General features: G+C 69.6%; 19 protein-coding genes and 1 pseudogene. 18 read left to right on the top strand and 2 right to left on the bottom strand.

From position 1 onward, the window contains the following. Positions 1–45: 45 nt before the first annotated feature. From F0L17_RS18240 to F0L17_RS18230, 3 genes and pseudogenes are all read left to right on the top strand, one after another. On the top strand, positions 46–1,044 hold the full coding sequence (locus tag F0L17_RS18240; protein WP_155071912.1) for an MBL fold metallo-hydrolase: 999 nt from the start codon (positions 46–48) through the stop codon (positions 1,042–1,044). A 310-nt stretch (positions 1,045–1,354) separates the two neighbouring features. After that, positions 1,355–2,071, top strand: a pseudogene (locus tag F0L17_RS18235) (lytic polysaccharide monooxygenase auxiliary activity family 9 protein); the annotation flags it as partial. A 377-nt stretch (positions 2,072–2,448) separates the two neighbouring features. Continuing rightward, a complete protein-coding gene (locus tag F0L17_RS18230) occupies positions 2,449–3,048 on the top strand; it encodes a ScbR family autoregulator-binding transcription factor (protein WP_338018134.1) in 600 nt (199 codons plus the stop codon). A 49-nt stretch (positions 3,049–3,097) separates the two neighbouring features. Here the strand turns inward: F0L17_RS18230 and F0L17_RS18225 are convergent, their stop codons facing one another. Further along, positions 3,098–3,757, bottom strand: coding sequence for a ScbR family autoregulator-binding transcription factor (locus F0L17_RS18225; RefSeq protein WP_155071910.1), 660 nt, complete (start codon positions 3,755–3,757; stop codon positions 3,098–3,100). Positions 3,758–3,998: 241 nt separating this feature from the next. Between F0L17_RS18225 and F0L17_RS18220 the strand changes: the two genes are divergently transcribed. Then, a complete protein-coding gene (locus tag F0L17_RS18220; protein ID WP_155071909.1) occupies positions 3,999–4,943 on the top strand; it encodes a ScbA/BarX family gamma-butyrolactone biosynthesis protein in 945 nt (314 codons plus the stop codon). Positions 4,944–5,071: 128 nt separating this feature from the next. Here F0L17_RS18220 and F0L17_RS18215 read toward each other — a convergent pair whose 3' ends face one another. Continuing rightward, the gene (locus F0L17_RS18215; protein WP_162466368.1) at positions 5,072–5,839 is read right to left on the bottom strand and encodes a winged helix-turn-helix domain-containing protein; all 768 of its coding nucleotides are present in this window, start codon (positions 5,837–5,839) and stop codon (positions 5,072–5,074) included. A 747-nt stretch (positions 5,840–6,586) separates the two neighbouring features. Between F0L17_RS18215 and F0L17_RS18210 the strand changes: the two genes are divergently transcribed. The 14 genes from F0L17_RS18210 (at position 6,587) to F0L17_RS18145 (ending at position 18,206) form a co-directional block, all read left to right on the top strand. Further along, a complete protein-coding gene (locus F0L17_RS18210; RefSeq protein WP_155071907.1) occupies positions 6,587–7,156 on the top strand; it encodes an OvmZ protein in 570 nt (189 codons plus the stop codon). After that, complete coding sequence (locus F0L17_RS18205; protein WP_155071906.1) at positions 7,153–7,350, top strand: hypothetical protein; 198 nt, start codon at positions 7,153–7,155, stop codon at positions 7,348–7,350. Before F0L17_RS18210 ends, F0L17_RS18205 begins: the two co-directional genes overlap by 4 nt. A gap of 485 nt (positions 7,351–7,835) precedes the next feature. Beyond that, positions 7,836–8,435 (top strand): nuclear transport factor 2 family protein, encoded by a 600-nt coding sequence (locus F0L17_RS18200; protein WP_155071905.1) that lies wholly within the window; start codon positions 7,836–7,838, stop codon positions 8,433–8,435. 1 nt (position 8,436) lies between these two features. Continuing rightward, positions 8,437–8,922 (top strand): ester cyclase, encoded by a 486-nt coding sequence (locus tag F0L17_RS18195; protein ID WP_155071904.1) that lies wholly within the window; start codon positions 8,437–8,439, stop codon positions 8,920–8,922. Between the two features lie 92 nt (positions 8,923–9,014). Next, positions 9,015–9,416, top strand: coding sequence for a nitroreductase family deazaflavin-dependent oxidoreductase (locus F0L17_RS18190; RefSeq protein ID WP_162466367.1), 402 nt, complete (start codon positions 9,015–9,017; stop codon positions 9,414–9,416). An 11-nt stretch (positions 9,417–9,427) separates the two neighbouring features. Next, positions 9,428–10,003, top strand: a complete 576-nt coding sequence (locus tag F0L17_RS18185) for an NADPH-dependent FMN reductase (RefSeq protein WP_155071902.1) — start codon at positions 9,428–9,430, stop codon at positions 10,001–10,003. A gap of 108 nt (positions 10,004–10,111) precedes the next feature. Then, positions 10,112–11,404: a cation:proton antiporter gene (locus F0L17_RS18180; protein ID WP_202917892.1), complete on the top strand. Its 1,293-nt coding sequence runs from the start codon at positions 10,112–10,114 to the stop codon at positions 11,402–11,404. 152 nt (positions 11,405–11,556) lie between these two features. Continuing rightward, positions 11,557–12,228, top strand: coding sequence for a hemerythrin domain-containing protein (locus F0L17_RS18175; protein ID WP_155071901.1), 672 nt, complete (start codon positions 11,557–11,559; stop codon positions 12,226–12,228). Between the two features lie 26 nt (positions 12,229–12,254). Next, positions 12,255–13,697, top strand: coding sequence for a DHA2 family efflux MFS transporter permease subunit (locus tag F0L17_RS18170; RefSeq protein ID WP_162466366.1), 1,443 nt, complete (start codon positions 12,255–12,257; stop codon positions 13,695–13,697). 124 nt (positions 13,698–13,821) lie between these two features. Beyond that, positions 13,822–14,733, top strand: coding sequence for a MarR family winged helix-turn-helix transcriptional regulator (locus F0L17_RS18165; RefSeq protein ID WP_238419432.1), 912 nt, complete (start codon positions 13,822–13,824; stop codon positions 14,731–14,733). Positions 14,734–15,008: 275 nt separating this feature from the next. After that, on the top strand, positions 15,009–16,694 hold the full coding sequence (locus F0L17_RS18160; protein ID WP_155071900.1) for an NAD(P)/FAD-dependent oxidoreductase: 1,686 nt from the start codon (positions 15,009–15,011) through the stop codon (positions 16,692–16,694). Positions 16,695–16,743: 49 nt separating this feature from the next. Continuing rightward, a complete protein-coding gene (locus F0L17_RS18155) occupies positions 16,744–17,289 on the top strand; it encodes a flavin reductase family protein (protein ID WP_155071899.1) in 546 nt (181 codons plus the stop codon). A 93-nt stretch (positions 17,290–17,382) separates the two neighbouring features. Beyond that, complete coding sequence (locus tag F0L17_RS18150) at positions 17,383–17,748, top strand: dehydrogenase (protein ID WP_155071898.1); 366 nt, start codon at positions 17,383–17,385, stop codon at positions 17,746–17,748. A 53-nt stretch (positions 17,749–17,801) separates the two neighbouring features. After that, positions 17,802–18,206 carry a VOC family protein gene (locus F0L17_RS18145; RefSeq protein ID WP_155071897.1) on the top strand — a complete coding sequence of 135 codons (405 nt, stop codon included), beginning with the start codon at positions 17,802–17,804 and terminating at the stop codon, positions 18,204–18,206. Positions 18,207–18,269 lie beyond the last annotated feature (63 nt).

The following is an 18,269-nucleotide window of genomic DNA, read 5'->3' as shown; positions in this document are numbered from 1 at the left end:
AACATCCCCATCACCCAACGTCAGAACGGGAAACGGGGGAACGACATGGCCGGGCGGCGTACGCTCCTCAAGGGCGCTCTGGTGGTGGCGGGCACGACGGTGTCCGGCCTGGGACTGACCGGCGCGGTGCCGTCGACCCGGCGGGAGGAGGCGTACTCCACCCCCGTGCGCCTGCGCTGGCTGGGCGTCTCCGGCTGGGAGATCGTCATCGGGGAGCACCGCAGCCTGCTCTTCGACCCCTACCTGAGCCGCATGCCCTACACGGACGCGGACGGCGCCCTCGACCCCGGTCTCCCGCTGCGCCCCGACCCGAGGGCCGTCGACCGGATCGTCTCGCGACACCTGTCCGGGACGCCCGAGCTAGTCATGGTCAGCCACGGGCACTTCGACCACCTGGCCGACGTACCGCATCTGCTGGGGCACCGGGCGTGGCAGGACGCCCGCGTCCGCACCATGTGCGACGAGACGTCCGGCCACCTGTTGGCCGCGATGGGCACCCCCCGAGCACGCCTCGACGACGTCATCCGGATCAAGGGGGGCGAGTACCTGCAGTTCGACGGATACACGGTCGAGGTCCTCCGCAGCCTCCACAGCATGGGGGACGACTACGGCTACTTCGCCCCGGGGCGCAGGACCACCCCGCCAAAGCCCCCCGCCACCCTCGGCGATCTGGTGGAGGGGGAGACCTTCGCCTACCAGGTGTCGGTGGCAGGAGGGCCGAGGATCCTCCTGATGGGGGCGACCAACTTCATCGAGCGGGAGATGGCCGGGATCCGTCCGGACGTCGCGACGATCCCGATGACCTCGCACTCGGCACTGCACCGCTACCCGGCGCGGCTCCTGGAGACCCTCGGCCACCCGCCCCTGGTCCTCCCCTGCCACCACGACGACATGATCACCTCCCTCCTCGAGGACCCGGCCGTCCTCGCCTCCTCGGTCTCCGAGGAGGCGGTCGACGCCCTCGCCTCGGCGGCCTCCTCCGCCTCGCGCGTGCTCGGTCCCCGTCACCTGGAGGCCGTGGACGTCACCGCCGCCCTTCCCTGAGGTGGCGACCGGCCGTCCCTTCCGCGCCGCCCCCTGTTCCGCCGCGGTTCCGGACGGCCTCCGGTGGCGCTCCGGGGGGCCGCACGGAGGTTCGCCGTGACAAGGCGTTTACGAACACGTCCAACGGCGCTAACGTGAAGAGGTGGGAGCGCTCCCAAAGAGGTTCCGTGAACGAGCCCCACCTCCTCCGACCGACCGGGAGCGATTCCGGCACGACCGTACGTCCCGGCGACGGGTTGCGGTCGGCCCGACCAGACGTCAGCGGGCCGACGTCGCCGGTCACTCGTAGCCCAGAAGGAGACCCCCCACGATGGCCATTCGGAAAACCGGCCGGCGCACCTCGCCGGTCCGCTCGTCCCGTTTCTTAGCGGTCATGGGCGCGGCGCTGTCCGCCCTCGTCATGGCCTCCATCCCCACCCCCGCGGCGGCGCACGGCGCCACCATGTTCCCCGGCTCGCGCACCTACTTCTGCTACCAGGACCTGGTCAGGAACGGCCACCAGATGCCGTCCAACCCGGCCTGCGCCGACGCCGTCCGGCAGGACGGCACCACCGGGCTGTACAACTGGTTCGCCGTGCTCGACTCCAACGGCGGCGGGCGCACCACGGGCTACATCCCCGACGGCACGCTGTGCAGCGGCGGCAACCGGGGCCCGTTCGACTTCTCCGCCTACAACGCCGCCCGGACCGACTGGCCCAAGACGCACCTGACCTCCGGCGCCAACATCCGGATCAAGCACAGCAACTGGGCGCACCACCCCGGCCGGTTCGACGTCTACATCACCAAGCAGGGTTGGTCCCCGACCAAGTCGCTGGCCTGGGGTGACCTGGAGAAGATCAACAGCGTCACCAACCCGCCGCAGTCCGGCAGCGTCGGTTCCGAATCCGGCCACTACTACTGGGACGTCCGACTGCCGCAGCGTTCCGGTCAGCACATCGTCTACATCCACTGGATCCGCTCCGACAGCCAGGAGAACTTCTACTCCTGCTCCGACGTCGTCTTCGACGGCGGCAACGGCAACGTGACGTGGTGACGAGGGGCACCTCGCCGCTCCTCGCACCGACATGAACACCAGGCCCCCGCCGGGCGATCCGGCGGGGGCCCTCCGTGTCCACCCGGTCCCTCCTCGCGGACATCGCGAGGAGGGACCGGGTGGACGCGTCCCCGCGGCGCCCGCCACCGAAGCGCCGAACACCACCGGACGCCACCGGACGGTGGTCGCTTCGGTGGCGATATTCCGTCTTGACATACCGATCGACCGGTTTGTATGTTCTCGTATACGGTCGGATTCTCCGGCCCGGTGAACAACTCCGCCCCCACCAGGAGTCACCGAGGAGGAAAAGTGCCCGCTCCAGATGTCAGCACGCACGGCCGGTCGGTGGCCTCCGGTTCTCGGGGGCGATCGTGGTAGGCAGGCAGAAGCGTTCCGAACGCACTCTGGAGCGGTTGGTCGAAGCCGCCGCGGAACAATTCACCCACCACGGTTTCGGCCAGGCTTCACTGGCGGGCATCAGCCGGCACGCCGGCCTCACCAAAGGGGCCCTCTTCTTCCATTTCTCCACCAAGGACGAACTGGCCGACACCGTGCAGGAGCACGCCTGGGGTGCCCTGGAGCGGACCCTGCGGGAGCTGCGGTCGGCCGAGGACTCGTCCCTCCGGGTGATCGTCAGGGCGACGCACGCGCTCAACCGGCTGCTGCGCGAGGACGTGTTCGTGCGGGCCAGCGTCCGCATCACCCGGGAACGCGGCGGTACGGAACCGAAGCCGCTCGACTTCTACACCGTGTGGTTCGGCCGGCTGTGGAAGCTGCTGGAGGAAGCCCGCACCAACGGCGAGCTGCGGCACACCGTGACGGACGCCTCGGCACAGACGCTCGTCACCGCGGCCGTGTCGGGCACCGAGGCCCTCGCCTGGATGGGAGCCTCCGAGGACGAGGGCGAGGAGTGGCTCGACCACCTCTGGGACCTGGCCCTCCCCATGCTCGTGCCCGAGCAGCGGGCCTGAGGGCAGAGCGGCACCGGCCGTCCCCGCCCCGCCACGGGCGCGGCCGCCGTCAGTCGGCGGCGGCGGCGGCGAGGCCGAGTTCCGCCCGTATTCGGGCGGAGCCGGCCGGATCGAACCGGGCGACCCGATCGGCCGGCACGATCCCCGGCAGCAGGAAACTCCACATGTCGGTGATGCGGTCGTGGATGTCCTCGCGTCCGGTGCGGACGTGCGAGGTGAGCTGGATGCCGGTGAAGGAACCGACGACGAAGGTGGCGACGTCGGTGACGTCGACCTCGGGGTTCAGGTCCCCGAGGGTGCGGGCGCCCACCAGGCAGTCCCGGACGGTCTCGATCCACCTGTTGTAGGGGGACGGATCCGGGTCGGTGAAGGAGCCGAACTCGATCACGAGCCGTATCCCGGCCCGGACCCGCGCGTTGGTCCGCAGACCGTACGCCACCCGGTGCGTGAGGTCGACGGCCGTCTGCATGCCGAGCCGCTCGACCCCTCCCAGAAGTCCGGAAGCGGCGAACTGCTCGTCGATCAACGTGCGCGCCAGCGCTTCCTTGGACGGGAAGTGGAAGTAGAGCGCCCCTTTTGTCACACCGGCTTTTTCCACCACGTCACTCAGGCTGGTACTGCCGAATCCCGCCTCGCCGAAAGCGTTTGCCGCCCCGTCGAGGATCGCCTGCCTGGTGATCTCCGCGCGCTCTTGTCTTGCCTTTGTCATCTCGGCCTCCTTGCCTGCCGTGATGTGGATTCCTATATTCCGCCCTTACCGGCGATCACCACGGAAAGCATCGAACCCGAGCCCTTTTGAATCCGTGGAAAAAATACCAGCCGGCTAGTACTCTACCGAAACCGCGCCGCGCAACTCAGAGTTCCGTTCCGCCGCCTGCCCGGTTCCCCCCACGGCCGCCCGGGCCTGTCCACGTCCGAGAGACCGATCCACGTGCGAGGGGAGAACAGAGATGAGCGCACCAGCACAGATCGAGAGAGGGACTCCGCGGAGGGCGACCGACCCGGAGTTCTTCGAGCAGACCGTACCCCGTGCCCTGGTCCACCGGTCGGCCGTGTCGGAAGTCCTGCTGACGGGCGCCGCTCCCCGGGGCCGGGACGTCCACACGGTCGGAACCCAGTGGGCACGGGGACACAGCTACTACGGCGCGATCGACGGACGCTGGCACGACCCGATGCTGTTCGCCGAGTCGATCCGCCAGGCGGGCCTGTTCCTCGCCCACCACGCCCTCGGCGTCCCGATGGACCACCGTTTCCTCGTCGGAAGCGCATCGTTCGAGATCTCCGAGGAAGGGGTCCGACTCGTCGACCGACCGGCCGACGTCCTCCTGGACGTCACCCTTCGCGACATCCGCTGCCGCGGTGTGCACGTCTCCTCCTTCGCCTACGACGTGACCGCCCACCGCGCCGGGGTGCGCATCGGGAGCGGTCACACCACCGTCGACTGCGTCGCCCCCCATGTCTACCGCCGACTGCGCGGCGACCACGCGGACGCCAGGCCGCCGCTGACGTTGCCGCAGGCGGCCCCCCCGGCCCTCGTCGGCAGGAGCCGTGAATCCGACGTGGTCCTGGGGACCTCCTCGGTGGAGGGAACGCACGTCCTGCGCGCCGACGCCACCCACCCGGTGCTCTTCGACCACCCCGTGGACCACGTCCCCGGCATGGCCCTGATGGAAGCGGCGCGCCAGGCCGCGCTGATCGCGCTGCGCCTCCCGAACGGCCTGCTCGTCGCCTGCTCGGCCACCTTCCACCGGTACGTGGAGTTCGACACGCCCTGCCTGGTGTCGGTGACCGAACCGACGGAGGGCGCGGCGGGCGCCTGGACACTGACCGCGTCGTTCCACCAGAACGGAAGTGTCGCGGGCTCCTGCCGGGTCACCGTCCTGGACGGGCGGTGAAACCGACGGATCCCCCGCCAACGCGCCGATGCCGGGCGGAGAACCTCTCCGCCCGGCATCGGCGCGTCCACCCTTCGCGAACACGTCGCACCTCCGTCCGGCTCCGGGGACCTCCCGCCCTCCGTCCGTCAAGCGACCGGCAACTCCGGTACGGCCAGCCGGAAACCGACTCCGCGAACGGTCTCTATCCATCCCGCGCAGCCGAGCTTGCTCCGCAGGGAACCGACGTGGAAGTCGAGGGTACGGCTGGAGCCGATCCAGTTCTCGTCCCACACCCTGCACATGATCTCCTGTCGCTTCCGCACCGTGCCGGGTCCTTCCAACAGCATCGCCAGGAGATCGAACTCCTTGCGGGTCACGTGCAGTTCCTTTCCGCGCAGGTAGACCTTGCGCGCGTGGGGATCCAACCGCAGCGGTCCCGCCTCCCGCACCGTGCCGGCCCCGGACCGCTCCCCGTGCTCCACCGCCCCGTGCTCCAGCGTCTCGGACGGGGAGAGCGACCGGTTCTCGGACGACCCCAGGTCGGTGCAGCCCCGGGTACACCCCGCACTGCGTCGGAAAAGCGCCTTGACCCTGGCCACCAGCTCGTACCTGCCGAACGGCTTCATCATGAAGTCGTCCGCCCCCATGTGCAGGGCCATCACCCGGTCCACCTCCTCGGCGCTGCCGCTCAGCGCGATGATCGGAACGCAGGATCTCTCACGGATGAGACGGCAGACCTCGCTGCCGGCGAGGTCGGGGAGGTCCAGCGCCACCAGCACCAACCCCGCCCCCGCGAAGCGTTCCAGCGCCGCCGCCCCGGTGCCGACCCGGCAGGTCTCGAAACCGTGGACGACGAGGGTTCCCTCAAGGTACTCGGCGGTCCTGTCATCACTATCGACGATCAATATCCTCACGGGCCCGAACCTCCCTGGGCGGTGCCCACCGTCACCCAGCGAACACCAGAGAAAACTGGTCGATCGGTATCTTTAGGCTCCTCACCATACAGCTGTACGAGCGATGCTCAAAGGGATTCACCTGGGAAAAAGCTCCGTCACAAGCAGCTCACAGCCGCTTAACAAGCGCCTAAAGGGGGCCACCTGCGGGAACGGTCAATGGAGGGTCATCGTCCGTTTAGCCGGGACCCCCGAGAGAAAACAGCTACCGGTCGAACGGTATGTAGGCGTGGAAACTTCCCTCGCCTCCCCCGGCACCCTGCCCTCCCCCTGGAGGTCCCCTCACACGGCGGCACGGCTCCTGCCGCATCCTGGCCGAAGCCTGCAACGGCACCTGTTGAAGCCTCGCTCGTGGGCCCAGGAGGATCGTCGGCATGAAATCCGGCCATGCCGGGCGGGACCGAGCGGTGGCGCCGTGTCCCGCCCGACACGAGGGCCGCACCACCCGCCGGCCCGGACACACCGGTCCGGCGGGATCCGATGGGGCCCGAACGGCGCCCCCGTCGGTGTGCGCACATGCATCAGTCCGGTTTCGAGGGGGATATCGCCATGAGGCATCAGCGAGGACGTCCGACCGCGCGCGTCATCCGACGGCACGGGACCGGACGCGGCGGAACCGCGGTGTCCGGATGCGTCGCACGGCGCTGCGAGCGCCGGAACCGGACCGGCGCCTGCCCGCCCTCCCACGAGAGGCCGTCGGGTCCCCGGTTGTGTCCGACCTGCGTCGACCGTCTCCACTCCGAACTGCGCGGAGTGGTCGACGCCTACCGGGAGAGCGAACACGCGCTGACTCCCACCCCGACGCGGACGGCGGAACGCGTCAGCGGCAGCCGGTCGGTGGGCATAGTGCTCGACGACCGAGCGGTGTCCGCGCGCTCCCGGACGACGGAACTCCTCGCCTCCTGGGCGCGCATGGTCGTCGACGAGAGAGGAGTGCTCGGACCCGGCGCGTCCGAGGTCGCGACCCTGGTCCGCTTCCTCCGCGAGCACCTCGACTGGCTGGCCACGCACCCGGCCGCCGCCGACTTCGACGAGGAGATGGCCGACCTGCTGGAGTGCGTCACCTCGGCCCTCGAACCGAACCCCACGCGCCATCTCGCGCTCGGCGACTGCCCGCGCCCCGACTGCGGTGGGGCCCTGCGCGGCGTCCTGCACGCGGTGGACGACGATCACGCTCCCGGCCTCGTCGTCTGCGAGTCGGGGCACAGGCTTCCACCCCGGCAGTGGCTGGAGATCGCCGATCGGCTCCGGCCGGTGACGACCGGGGAGGCGCGGTGACCACCACGGCGAGAAGACGGACCGTGCCGACCGAACTCGCGGCGCTGGCCATGGGGGTGAGCGAGGCGACCATCCGCAAGTGGGCCAGCCGGGGAAAGATCACCCGGTACGGCGGACCGCAGCGCGCGGAGTACGACCTGGACGAGCTCTTGGCCCTCGTCCCCTCCACCAGGCGGTCGACACCGCCGCGTTGAGCCGTTCCCTCCCCGAAGGTCACCGGTGGGTGTCGCGAGACCGAGCTCGCGGCACCCACCGGTGGCCTTTTCCCGTGCGGAAATCCCCATCTCCCTTGCGCTACAAGGCCGTTGACCCTCGGATAGGGGTGTGTCACACTTCCGGCAGCGCCCCCATGCCCTCATGGCATTCCACGATCCGGCTCACACCGGTCCACGGGGCCTCCCATCCGACGCCCTTCCGGGCCCCACGCTCCCCCGGCGCTCCCGCCGGTGATCCCCGAACGAGCCGGGCGCTCGGACGACGGACCGCGTCCCCTGCCCGCCGGGGGCGAACGCTCCGCTTCCCCCGGCTTCCCCGGTTTCCCCGGCTCTTTCGGCTTCTTCGGGCCCTCCCGGCCCGACGTCCCACCGCACGTTCCCCCGAGCGCCGCCGATCCTCCTCGGCCGCGCTCGTCGCCGTGTCGGCCCGAAGGACGATCCCTCCCGAGAGGAAGTGATTCCGCATGCCCCATCCCGCCACCGCGCCGTCGGAAAGGGGGGAGGACGTGCCCTCCCCCGGCGTACCCGCTCCCGTCGCGGACTGGTCCGAGCAGGTGCGCGCGCTGTCCGACCGCGCCCTTCTGGGCGAGCTCGTCGACCGCTACATGGCCACCCTCGACCGGGGGGTGTTCGACGACGACTGGGCCGGGTCCCTGTTCACCGAGGACGTCCACCTGGTCTTCCCGGTCGGCAGTCACCGGGGAGTCGCCGGCGCGGCCGAGTTCACCCGGGAGATCATGGAGCGTTGGGAGCGGACCCACCACCACGCCTCCGGCTGCGTCATCGCGTCGGACGGCGACCTGGCATCGGTCGGTTGGAGCCTGATCGCCTCCCACGTGCACTTCGACTCCCCCCCGCCGCCGGCGACCAGCAGGTACTTCCAACTGGGCGGCAGATTCGACGGAACGGCACGGCGCACACCGGACGGCTGGCGCTTCGAGAGCCTGAAGCTCCGCATCGTGTGGACCACCGGAGCGGTTCCCCCAAGCGTGACGTCGATCGACGCCAAGACGATCGACGCCCACGGAACAGACGGCAGTACACCGGAAAGAAAGGCGGAATGACATGGCCAGTGCCGAACGACAGCGGGAGATCGTCGAGGAGATCTTCCGGGAGGGCCTCACGGGCGGCGACCTCTCCGTGGCGGACAAGCACCTGACCGAGGACTTCAGGAACAACGGCAGCCACGACGACTCGATGCGCGGACCGGAGGCGTTCAAGCACACGATCCGCATCCAGCAGAGCGCCTTCAGCGACATCAAGTACGAGATCCTGGACTTCATCTCACAGGGGGACCGGGCCGCTGCCCGCTGGGTCATGTACGGCAGGCACACCGGTCCCTTCCTCGGCGTCCCGCCCACGAACCTGGAGGTCGAGCACAACGCGATCATCTGGTTCCGGTTCGAGGGCGACAAGATCGCCGAGCGCTGGGGAATCGTCGACAACTTCACCACCCACCGCTTCCTGACCTCCGGCGGAAAGCCGGGCGGACCTCTCACACCGGGCGGCCCCGGTGGTCCCGGCGGCCCCGGCGGTCCCCGACAGGCCTGACGACACCCTCGCGTCGGACGGGTGCCACGTCCCCGGACCGCGGCACCCGTCCGACGCGGCCGACCACCTCACTGGAGCAAGGAGGGAAACCAGTGCCGATCAACAGGCGGGTCGCCCGCTTCAACCGGCGGATCGCCAACCGCTTCGTGGGCCCCGTGCTGAGCCGCATGCCCGGCTTCGGGAAGGTCCACCACCGCGGCCGCAAGTCGGGGCGGGAGTACACCACCCCGGTCAAGCTGTTCCGGCAGGGCGAGAAGATCGTGATCACGCTGCCGTACGGCCCGGGTTCCGACTGGGTCCGGAACGTGTTGGCCGCCGGCGGCTGCGAGATCACCACGCGCGGTCGCCGCCTCCGGCTGACCGACCCGGTCGTCTTCTCCGACGACGGCCGAACCCCGATGCCCGCCATCACCCGCCGGATCCTGTCCCGGTTCGACGCCACCGAGTTCCTCGCCCTGACCCCGTCCGATCTGCCGACCTCGACGAGACGTTAGGAGGGGGTCCGATGTCGTACCGACCGATCCGCACGGTCGTGGTCGTCGGTTCCGCCCGTGACGGGCGGCTCGCTCCCGACGTGGCGCGATGGTTCTCCGAACAGACCGACCAGCGCGAGGACATCGTCACGGACGTCCTGGACCTGGTCGACGCCCCGTTGCCCGCCGACCTCGCCCCGACAGCGCCCTCGGCTGCCGCCCTGCGCCCCCGGCTGGCCTCGGCCGACGCCTTCGTGTTCATCGTGCCGGAGTACAACCGCAGCGTCCCGGGGCCCCTGAAGACCCTCATCGACAGCTTCAACTCCGAGTGGGAGGCCAAGCCGGTCGGGTTCGTCTGTTACGGCCTGAGCATGGCGGGCGGGGTGCGCGCGGTGGAGCACCTCCGGCAGATCTTCGCCGAGTTCCACTCCGTCGGGATGAAGGACACCGTCAGCTTCCCCCGGATCCTGGATCACTACGGCGCCGACGGACGCTTCCCCGCCGATCCCGAGGGCGCCGGTGCCGCGGCCAAGCTCATGCTCGACCAGCTCGTGTGGTGGGCGCGCGCGCTCCGCGACGCGAAGGCCCGGCACCCCTACGGAAGCTGAGGCCTCCGGCCGGCCCGGCGCCGATGGCGGTCAAGGACCCCTCCGCGCCGGGCCGCGGGTTTTTCGCCGCGGTTTCCCTCCCGCCCCGCTCTCCACAAGGAGCCTCCGTTGTCATCCCCTGACCCCTTACACAGCCTGCTGGTCGCCCTGCCGGTGGTGATCCTGAGCTGTCGAGCCGGCGCCGGACTCTTCCGCAGGATCGGCCAGCCCCCGGTCGTCGGGGAGATCGCCGTCGGTGTCCTGCTGGGCCCCTCCCTGCTCGGTTGGCTCTGGCCGAGCGCACAACAGTGGCTGTTCCCGGAGTCGGCGCTGCCGTTCCTCGACGCGCTGGGCAACCTGGGTCTGCTGGCGTTCATGTTCCTGGTCGGCCTGGAACTCGATCCGACCGCGCTGCGCGGCAACAGCCGCGCGGCGGTCGCCATCAGCCAGACGAGCATCGTGCTGCCGATGGCCCTGGGGGTGCTGCTCGCCCTCGGCATGTACGGGGCGCTGGCGCCGGACGGCGTCGACAGGCTCCCCTTCGCCCTCTTCATCGCGGTGTCCATGAGCATCACCGCCTTCCCCGTGCTCGCCCGGATCCTGGTCGACCGCGACGAGTACCGGACTCCGATGGGCGCGCTCGCGATGACGTGCGCCGCGGTGGACGACGTGACCGCGTGGTGCCTGCTCGCCGGGGTGGTGGCGGTGGCCACCAGCGGTTCGCCGGCCGGTGCCCTGGTGACGGCCGCGTCGGCCGTCGTCTTCCTGCTCCTGATGCTCTGCGTGGTGCGTCCGCTCCTCGCCAGGTGGGCGAAGCGCGCGGGACGGAGCCCGGACAGCGTGGTCCTAGTCGCGCTCTTCAGCGCCCTGTGCGTGTCGGCGCTGATCACCGAGGAGATCGGGGTGCACGCGCTGTTCGGGGCCTTCCTCCTGGGCACCGTCACCCCTCGCGGCTGCCCGGCGATCGAGCGCTCCGCCGGTCGGATGCGGGCCTTCGTCATGCCGGTGCTGCTCCCGCTCTTCTTCGTCGTCAACGGCCTGCGCACCGACCTGTCGCTGCTCGTGCGCGAACCCACCCTGTGGCTGTGGTTCCTGGCGGTGCTCGGCGTGGCGGTGCTCGGCAAGTGGGGCGGCGGTGCGGGCGCGGCCCGGCTGGCCGGCCGTCCGTGGCGTGACGCGATGTCGATCGGCGCGCTGATGAACTGCCGGGGACTGACCGAGTTGGTGGTGCTCAACATCGGTCTCGGCCTGGGGGTCATCGGGCCCGACCTGTTCACGGTGCTCGTCCTGATGGCCCTGGTCACCACCACGATGACCACCCCCGCTCTCCTCTGGCTCCGCAGGTCGTCCCCGACTCCCGTCACCTCCGGGCCGACCGGGCCGACGTCCGTCGACGACCGGAGAACCAGCATCGGAAGTTGATAGTTGAGTTGGCGATTAGTTGGGATGTTGATAGTTGGGAGGATGTCCAGTAGCGTGAGCACTCCGGGGAGGAGGCTCCAGAGGATCCCGACGGCCGCCCGGGCCGTCCCCGCGAAGGCCCGCCCGCCCCTGCGGAGAAGGTGGAGAAGACCATGAACGGCAAGACGAACGGCAAGCCCCACAAGCTCGACATGACGATGATGTACGCCGTCCACAACGCCTTCCGGCGGGATCTCGAACACCTCGCACGGACGACCGCGCGCACGGACGACGACCCCCGGCACATCCTGCGCACCACCTTGGGCTGGGAACTCTTCAAGACCCACCTGCACGTGCACCACACCTCCGAGGACGACACCGTGTGGGGAGTCATGGAGGGGCTGCTGGTCGACCGCCCGGACGACCTGGCCCTGATGGCGGCCATGGAGGCGGAGCACGCGGCCATCGACCCCATGATCACGGCGATCGACGAGGCGCTGGCCGACCGCGAGTCCGGGCCTGAGCGGCTCGGCGGGCTCGTCGAGACCCTGGCCACCAAGCTGGGCTTCCACCTCAAGCACGAGGAGGACGAGGGTCTGGCACTGATCGACTCGGCCCTGTCCGAGGAGCAGTGGATGCGTTTCGCCGAGGTCCACCGCGAGCGGATCGGCCCCACCCTCCCCCGTTACATGCCGTGGCTGCTGGACGACCAGGACAGGGACATGGTCGCCGCCGTCCTCTCCCGGGTCCCGGAGAAGGCGCGTCTCGCCTACGAGGACGAGTGGCGCGCCGCCTTCGCCGAACTCGACCTCTGGGGCTCCCGAAAAACACCGGCCGGCAACTGAGCACTCCCACCACAGGAGGACTTCCCGTGTCCACACAAGAAAGCATCGACGCCGCGCCGGGCGCCCCGCCGGCCGCCGTCCCCAAGCAGGGTCTGGCGTTGCTGATCATCGCCACCGCGCAGTGCATGCTCACGCTGGACGGCACGATCATGAACGTCGCCCTCCCCAGCGTCCAGAGCTCGCTGAACCTCGCGGTCGCGGACCTGAACTGGGTCATCGGCATCTACGCGCTGACCTTCGGCGGCCTGCTGCTCGTCGGCGGGCGGGCCGGCGACCTCTTCGGCCGCAGGAAGGTGTTCCGCGTCGGGCTGGTCGTCTTCGCCCTCGCCTCGCTGCTCGGAGGGCTCGCCACCAGCGGAGGCGTGCTCATCGCGGCTCGGGCCCTGCAGGGCGTGGGAGCCGCGATCATCGCACCCGCCGCGCTGTCCCTGCTGGCCACCACGTTCCCCGCCGGAGCGGCACGCAACAAGGCGCTCGGCGTGTACGGCGCGATGGGAGCGCTCGGGTCGGTGCTCGGCCTGCTGCTCGGCGGCGCGCTGACCGAGTACCTCAGTTGGCGCTGGGTGCTGTACGTCAACATCCCGATCACCGTGGCCGTGCTGCTGGGGACCTCCGCCCTGATCGAGGGCGAGCGGGAGAACGCCAGGATCGACCTGCCCGGCGCGCTCACCGCCACCCTCGGTCTCGGCTCGCTGGTCTACGCGATCAACCGGGCCGGCGAGGAGGGGTGGGCGGACGGGCTCACCGTCGGCTTCCTGGTCGCCGCGGGCGTCCTGCTGGTCGCCTTCCTGCTCATCCAGCGGGCCTCCGCGTCCCCGATGATCCCGAGCCGGGTCCTGAAGGAGAAGAGCAGGGTCGGCGCGAACCTCATCATGCTCCTCGCCGGCGCCTGCATGTTCGCCACCTTCTACTTCCTCACCCTGTACATGCAGGTCGTGAAGGACTACTCGCCGATGGAGACCGGTCTGGCCTACCTGCCCTTCGCGCTGGGCATCGGCATCGCCGCCGGCGGGGTCGGCCCCCAGTTGCTGAACCGCATGTCGGAGCGGTCGGTCATCGTGCTGGGTCTGCTGCTGGCCACCGCCGGCATGGCCTGGTTCAGCGTGCTCACCCCGGAGTCGGGCCTGTTCACCCTGCTGGTGCCCGCACAGCTGATCGTGAGCATCGGCCTGGGCCTGACCTTCGTCACCGCCACGGTCATCGGGGTGCGCGGGGTCAACCAGGAGGACACCGGCATCGCCTCCGGACTGCTGAACACCAACCAGCAGGTCGGTGGCGCGGTCGGCCTCGCCGTCCTGGCCACCGTCGCCTCGACGGTGACCCTCAACGCGACCCAGGGCACCACGACCCCCGAGGCCCTGACGGACGGCTACACGGTCGGCTTCATGGTCGGCGGCACGTTCTACCTGGCCGCCCTGATCGTCGGCGCGCTGATGATCAGGTCCGCGGCGGACCGGCGGCACGGCTGACCGTCCGCCTCGGCGACACCCCCGAATCGGCGCCCGGCGCTCGCTCCGACCCCCGCGGACGAGCGCCGGGCGCCCACCATCGTCGGAGTCCGCCTCGGATACGCTTGCGCAGGAGGTACTTGTCTTGCCCGACGAACACGACGCCACGAACCCGAGCCCGATGGGGGAGGTGCCGGGCGCCGCCCTCCCGGCCGAACTCACCAGGCACATCGGATACACGCTGCGGCGCGTGTTCGTCCTCCTGGGCTCCGACGCCGCGGGGGCCGACGAAGCCGCCACCCGCGACTTCGTGCTCCTGGACGCACTGGCCGACGGGGACTCCCTGTCCCAGCACGACCTGGCCGAGCGGCTCGGGATCAACCGGACGGTCATGGTGCAGCTCATCGACCGGCTGGAGGGCGACGGCCGGGTCACCCGCACCAGGAACCCCAGGAACCGCCGCTCCTACGTGCTGTCGCTGACCGACTCCGGCCGGCGCGCGCTGGAGGAACTGCGCCGGTCCGTGGCGGAGCGCGACGCGCGCCTCACCGCGCCGCTCTCCGAGCCCGAGCGCGAGCGGTTCGACCTGTTGCTGGGCAGACTGCTGCCCGCGCAGGCGCAACCGATCCCGCGCAGCACCTCGTACCTGGTCACCCAGGCCCACTACCGGTTGCGCAAGGTGGGGGACGACAAACTCGCCGGGACCGGCCTGCGCCTGCGCCACTTCGGCCCGCTCTCGACGATCAACGTCCACTCCTCCTGCGCCCAACGGCAGCTCGCGGAGCACCTGGCCATCACCGAACCCGCCGCCGCGCAGGTGGTCGACGAGCTGGTCAGGGCCGGCCTCGTCCGTCGGGGGCGGGACCCCCGGGACCGTCGGCGCTACGCCCTGGAGCTCACCGACCGCGGTCGGGAGAGCCTCAAGACGGTCGAGAGGGCCGTCGAGGATCTCCAGTCCGACATCGAGGAGATGCTCGGACCGGGCGGCGAGACGGAACTGAAGAATTTCCTGTTCAAGATCCTGGAATACGCGAACGCCACCGCGGACGTCCGGTAATTCCCTCTTCTCCGTACGGGATTCCGCCGAAGTGTTGACTCCCGGCCGGAACCCTGTCACGCTTTACCCGTGGCCGAGTCGTGCCCGCAATCAGGAATGCGTCCTCGATTCTGAGTCTCGAGTCCTGCTCCTGTAACTCATCCGCTGATCGGCCCCGTTCTCCCATACTTCCGTGCCGTGTCGGACCAATGGTCCGACACGGCACTTCTTTTTCCATCCTCGGGTGGTCCCAGGGCGAGTGAAGACAACGCAACCCGACCGACAGGAGACTGTTCATGGCCATGAAGATGACCACTGCAGCGAAGAAATCCGGTGATGCGACACCGTGCGACGTCCTCATCCTGGGATCGGGGCTCGCGGGCTCGGTGACCGCGTCGATCCTGGCCCGGAACGGCGCCGACGTGGTACTCATCGACGCCGGCCAACACCCCCGCTTCGCCATCGGCGAGTCCACGACCCCGCAACTGGTGGAGTGGCTGCACATCCTCAGCGAGCGCTACCAGGTTCCCGAGATCAAGAGCCTGACCAGCGTCGACGCCAGCACCCGCGACATCGGCCCGGTCTTCGGCACGAAGATCCACTTCGGGTTCATGCGGCACCAGCCGGGCCAGGAGCCCAACCCCCGGGAGGCCACCCAGTTCGCCATCCCCCGCCTCCTCGCGCAGACGAGCCACCTGTACCGGCAGGACAGCGACTCCTACATGTTCCACGTCGCCGTCCGGTACGGGGCCACGGTCCGGCAGAACTGGCGCGCGACGGACCTGGACTTCGACGACGACGGCGTCACCGTGACGGGGCACACCGGCGAGGTGTTCCGGGCCAAGTACCTCATCGACGCGAGCGGTTTCCGCTCCCCGCTGGCCGAGAAGTTCGACCTGCGCGAGAAACCCGCGCGGTTCAAGCACCACTCCCGCTCGATGTTCACCCACTTCATCGGGGTCAAGCCGTTCGACCAGGTCAGCGAGCACCCGAAGCACCTGCGTCCACCGGTGGACTGGCACAAGGGCACCATGCACCACCTGATCGACCGCGGCTGGTTCTGGATCATCCCCTTCGACAGCCACCCGAAGTCGAAGAACCCGCTGTGCAGCGTCGGTCTGCAACTGGACGAGCGCCGCTACCCGAAGCCGACCGACATCACTCCCGAGGAGGAGTTCCAGCGCTACCTGGACATGTACCCGGCGGTCAAGCGGCAGTTCGAGGGCGCCCGCCGGGTCCGGGACTGGGTGTCCACCGACCGTCTGCAGTACTCCTCGAAGCAGACGATCGGCGACCGCTGGTGCCTCATGTCGCACGCGGCCGGCTTCATCGACCCGCTGTACTCCCGGGGCCTGTCCAACACCTTCGAGGTCGTCGACGCCCTCAGCTCCCGCCTGCTCCAGGCGATCAAGGACGACGACTTCTCGACGGAGCGGTTCGAGTACGTCGAGGAGGTGGAGCGGGGCCTGCTGCACTACAACGACGAGCTGGTCAACAGCTCCTTCATCGCCTTCTCCCACTTCCGGCTCTGGAACGCGGTGTTCAGGGTCTGGGGCGCCTTCATCACCCCCGGCGTCATGCGCCTGGCCCGGGCCAGGCTCCGCTACATGCAGGATGGCAACGACTGGCACTTCCGCGACCTGGAGAACGTCCCGCACCCCGGGCTGTGGTGGCCCGAGGGCGACGCCTTCAAACGCATCCTGGAGACCACCGCGGAGACCTGCGAGAAGTACGAGGTCGGTGAGCTCACCGGGGACGAGGCCGCGGACATCATCTTCCAGGTCCTCCAAGAGTCCGACGAGGTGAACCCGGAGTTCGGCTGGAAGGACCCCGAGCACCGCTTCGTGGCCCCCAACACGCTGACGCTGGTGAAGTTCATGCGCTGGGCGTCGACCGAGAGCGGGCCGGAGATGAAGCGCCTGGGCCGCGAACTCCTCAAGGAGCTCTCGAAGGTCGGACCGCGCGCCAGGAAGCTGCTGTGAGACGACCCCGCCACCGGACCCCGCCCCGGACGCGGAGGGAAGGACCCGTATGACCACAGAGAGTCGGACCGTCCACCAGGTCCCGCAGGTCGACCCGCGGACCCTGCGGCAGGTGTGCGGCCTCTTCGTGACCGGGGTCACCGTGATCAGCACCGGAGTCGACGGTCGTGCCGTCGGCACGACCGTCAACTCGTTCACCTCGGTCTCCCTGGACCCCCCGCTGGTCCTGTTCTGCCTGCACCGACAGTCCCGGCTCCACGGACCGCTGCAGGAGTCGGACAGCTTCGCGGTCAACTTCCTCTCCGCCCGGCAGGAAGACCTCGCGTGGACGTTCGCCGGCCGGGACAGCGACGGCTTCTCCCGGGTGGCCCACCACCGGGTCGCCGAGGACGTGCCCGTCATCAGCGACGCCCTCGCCTTCCTGGCGTGCCGGATCGTCAGCCGGTTCCCCGGCGGCGACCACACCATCGTCCTGGGCGAGGTGATGGAGCTGGGCACGCCGCACAAGCGCCACGAGCCCCTCATCTTCTTCAAGGGGGCGATGGGCGCTCTGGAGGAGGAGCCGTCCGGCGCCCACCTGATCCTGGACGGCTGACCCCCGCCCCTCCCCTCCCGGCGGCGGCCCGCCCGGTGTCCGGCACCCGGGAATTCCCCGCCTCCGTCACCACCCACAGAAGGAGGAATTTCTTTGTCCGCATCTTCGAGCGGCCCCGTCGGCTCGTGGACGGGAACCGTTTCCTACGACAAGCAGGTCGACGCATACACGGCCAATTTCGCCGACGACGGATCGGTGTCCATGGACACCGAGAAGAGCAGCGGATCCGGAAACTGGACGGCGACCGAATCCGACGCCTTCCATTTCACGGTCCGGGAGGTCTTCAAGGGACAGCAGATCAGTCCCACCGGAAAGACCGTCGCCTACATCCAGATCGAGGTCGACGCCCGGCTCTCGGGAAGTGAGTTCTCCGGCTCGGGCAAGGCGACCGTCTACGGCACGGACGGGTCGGTGGTGTATTCCACCGTCGCCGAGACCACCGCCCGCAGGAGCGGCTGACCACCCCGCGGGCCCCACCACACCCCCACCCGCCACCTTACGAAGGAGCGAACATGCCGATACTCGGCGGAATCCACCACGTGAAGCTTCCCGTCAGCGACGTCGAGCGGTCCCTCGCGTGGTACCAGAAGGTCCTCGCCATCGAGACCACGATGGAGTTCAGGGACGACGACGGGGTCCTCCGCGGCCTGGTGAGCAAGGTGCCCGGCGTCGAGGGCACCCTCTTCGCGCTCCGCGAGAACCCCGAGGCCGCGGCCGGGCTCAAGGACTTCGACCCGATCAGCTTCGGTGTCCAGACCCGCGCCGACGTCGAGGAGTGGGCCGCTCACATGGACAAGATCGGCATCGAGCACCCGCCCATCGTCGAGGCCGCCATCGGTTACATCCTCAGGCTCCAGGACCCGGACGAGCGCTGGGTGCACATCTACTCCTGGGAGACCCCCGGCGACAAGTCCTGAACCCGACGACCGGGCCCCTCGTGGCGGAGACGTTCCGTCTCCGCCACGAGGGGCCCTTCCCTC

Source organism: Streptomyces taklimakanensis (assembly GCF_009709575.1).
Lineage (GTDB): Bacteria > Actinomycetota > Actinomycetes > Streptomycetales > Streptomycetaceae > Streptomyces > Streptomyces taklimakanensis.
The sequence above is the reverse complement of the archived record's forward strand: the minus strand, read 5'-3'. Positions and strand labels throughout refer to the sequence as shown.

Bases quoted from the DNA above. Each gene is read 5' to 3' on its own strand.
- F0L17_RS18240 (WP_155071912.1), top strand. From the start codon at position 46: ATGGCCGGGCGGCGTACGCTCCTCAAGGGCGCTCTGGTGGTGGCGGGC.
- F0L17_RS18225 (WP_155071910.1), bottom strand. From the start codon at position 3,757: ATGACAAAGGCAAGACAAGAGCGCGCGGAGATCACCAGGCAGGCGATC.
- F0L17_RS18220 (WP_155071909.1), top strand. From the start codon at position 3,999: ATGAGCGCACCAGCACAGATCGAGAGAGGGACTCCGCGGAGGGCGACC.
- F0L17_RS18200 (WP_155071905.1), top strand. From the start codon at position 7,836: ATGCCCCATCCCGCCACCGCGCCGTCGGAAAGGGGGGAGGACGTGCCC.
- F0L17_RS18195 (WP_155071904.1), top strand. From the start codon at position 8,437: ATGGCCAGTGCCGAACGACAGCGGGAGATCGTCGAGGAGATCTTCCGG.
- F0L17_RS18185 (WP_155071902.1), top strand. From the start codon at position 9,428: ATGTCGTACCGACCGATCCGCACGGTCGTGGTCGTCGGTTCCGCCCGT.
- F0L17_RS18175 (WP_155071901.1), top strand. From the start codon at position 11,557: ATGAACGGCAAGACGAACGGCAAGCCCCACAAGCTCGACATGACGATG.
- F0L17_RS18160 (WP_155071900.1), top strand. From the start codon at position 15,009: ATGGCCATGAAGATGACCACTGCAGCGAAGAAATCCGGTGATGCGACA.
- F0L17_RS18155 (WP_155071899.1), top strand. From the start codon at position 16,744: ATGACCACAGAGAGTCGGACCGTCCACCAGGTCCCGCAGGTCGACCCG.
- F0L17_RS18145 (WP_155071897.1), top strand. From the start codon at position 17,802: ATGCCGATACTCGGCGGAATCCACCACGTGAAGCTTCCCGTCAGCGAC.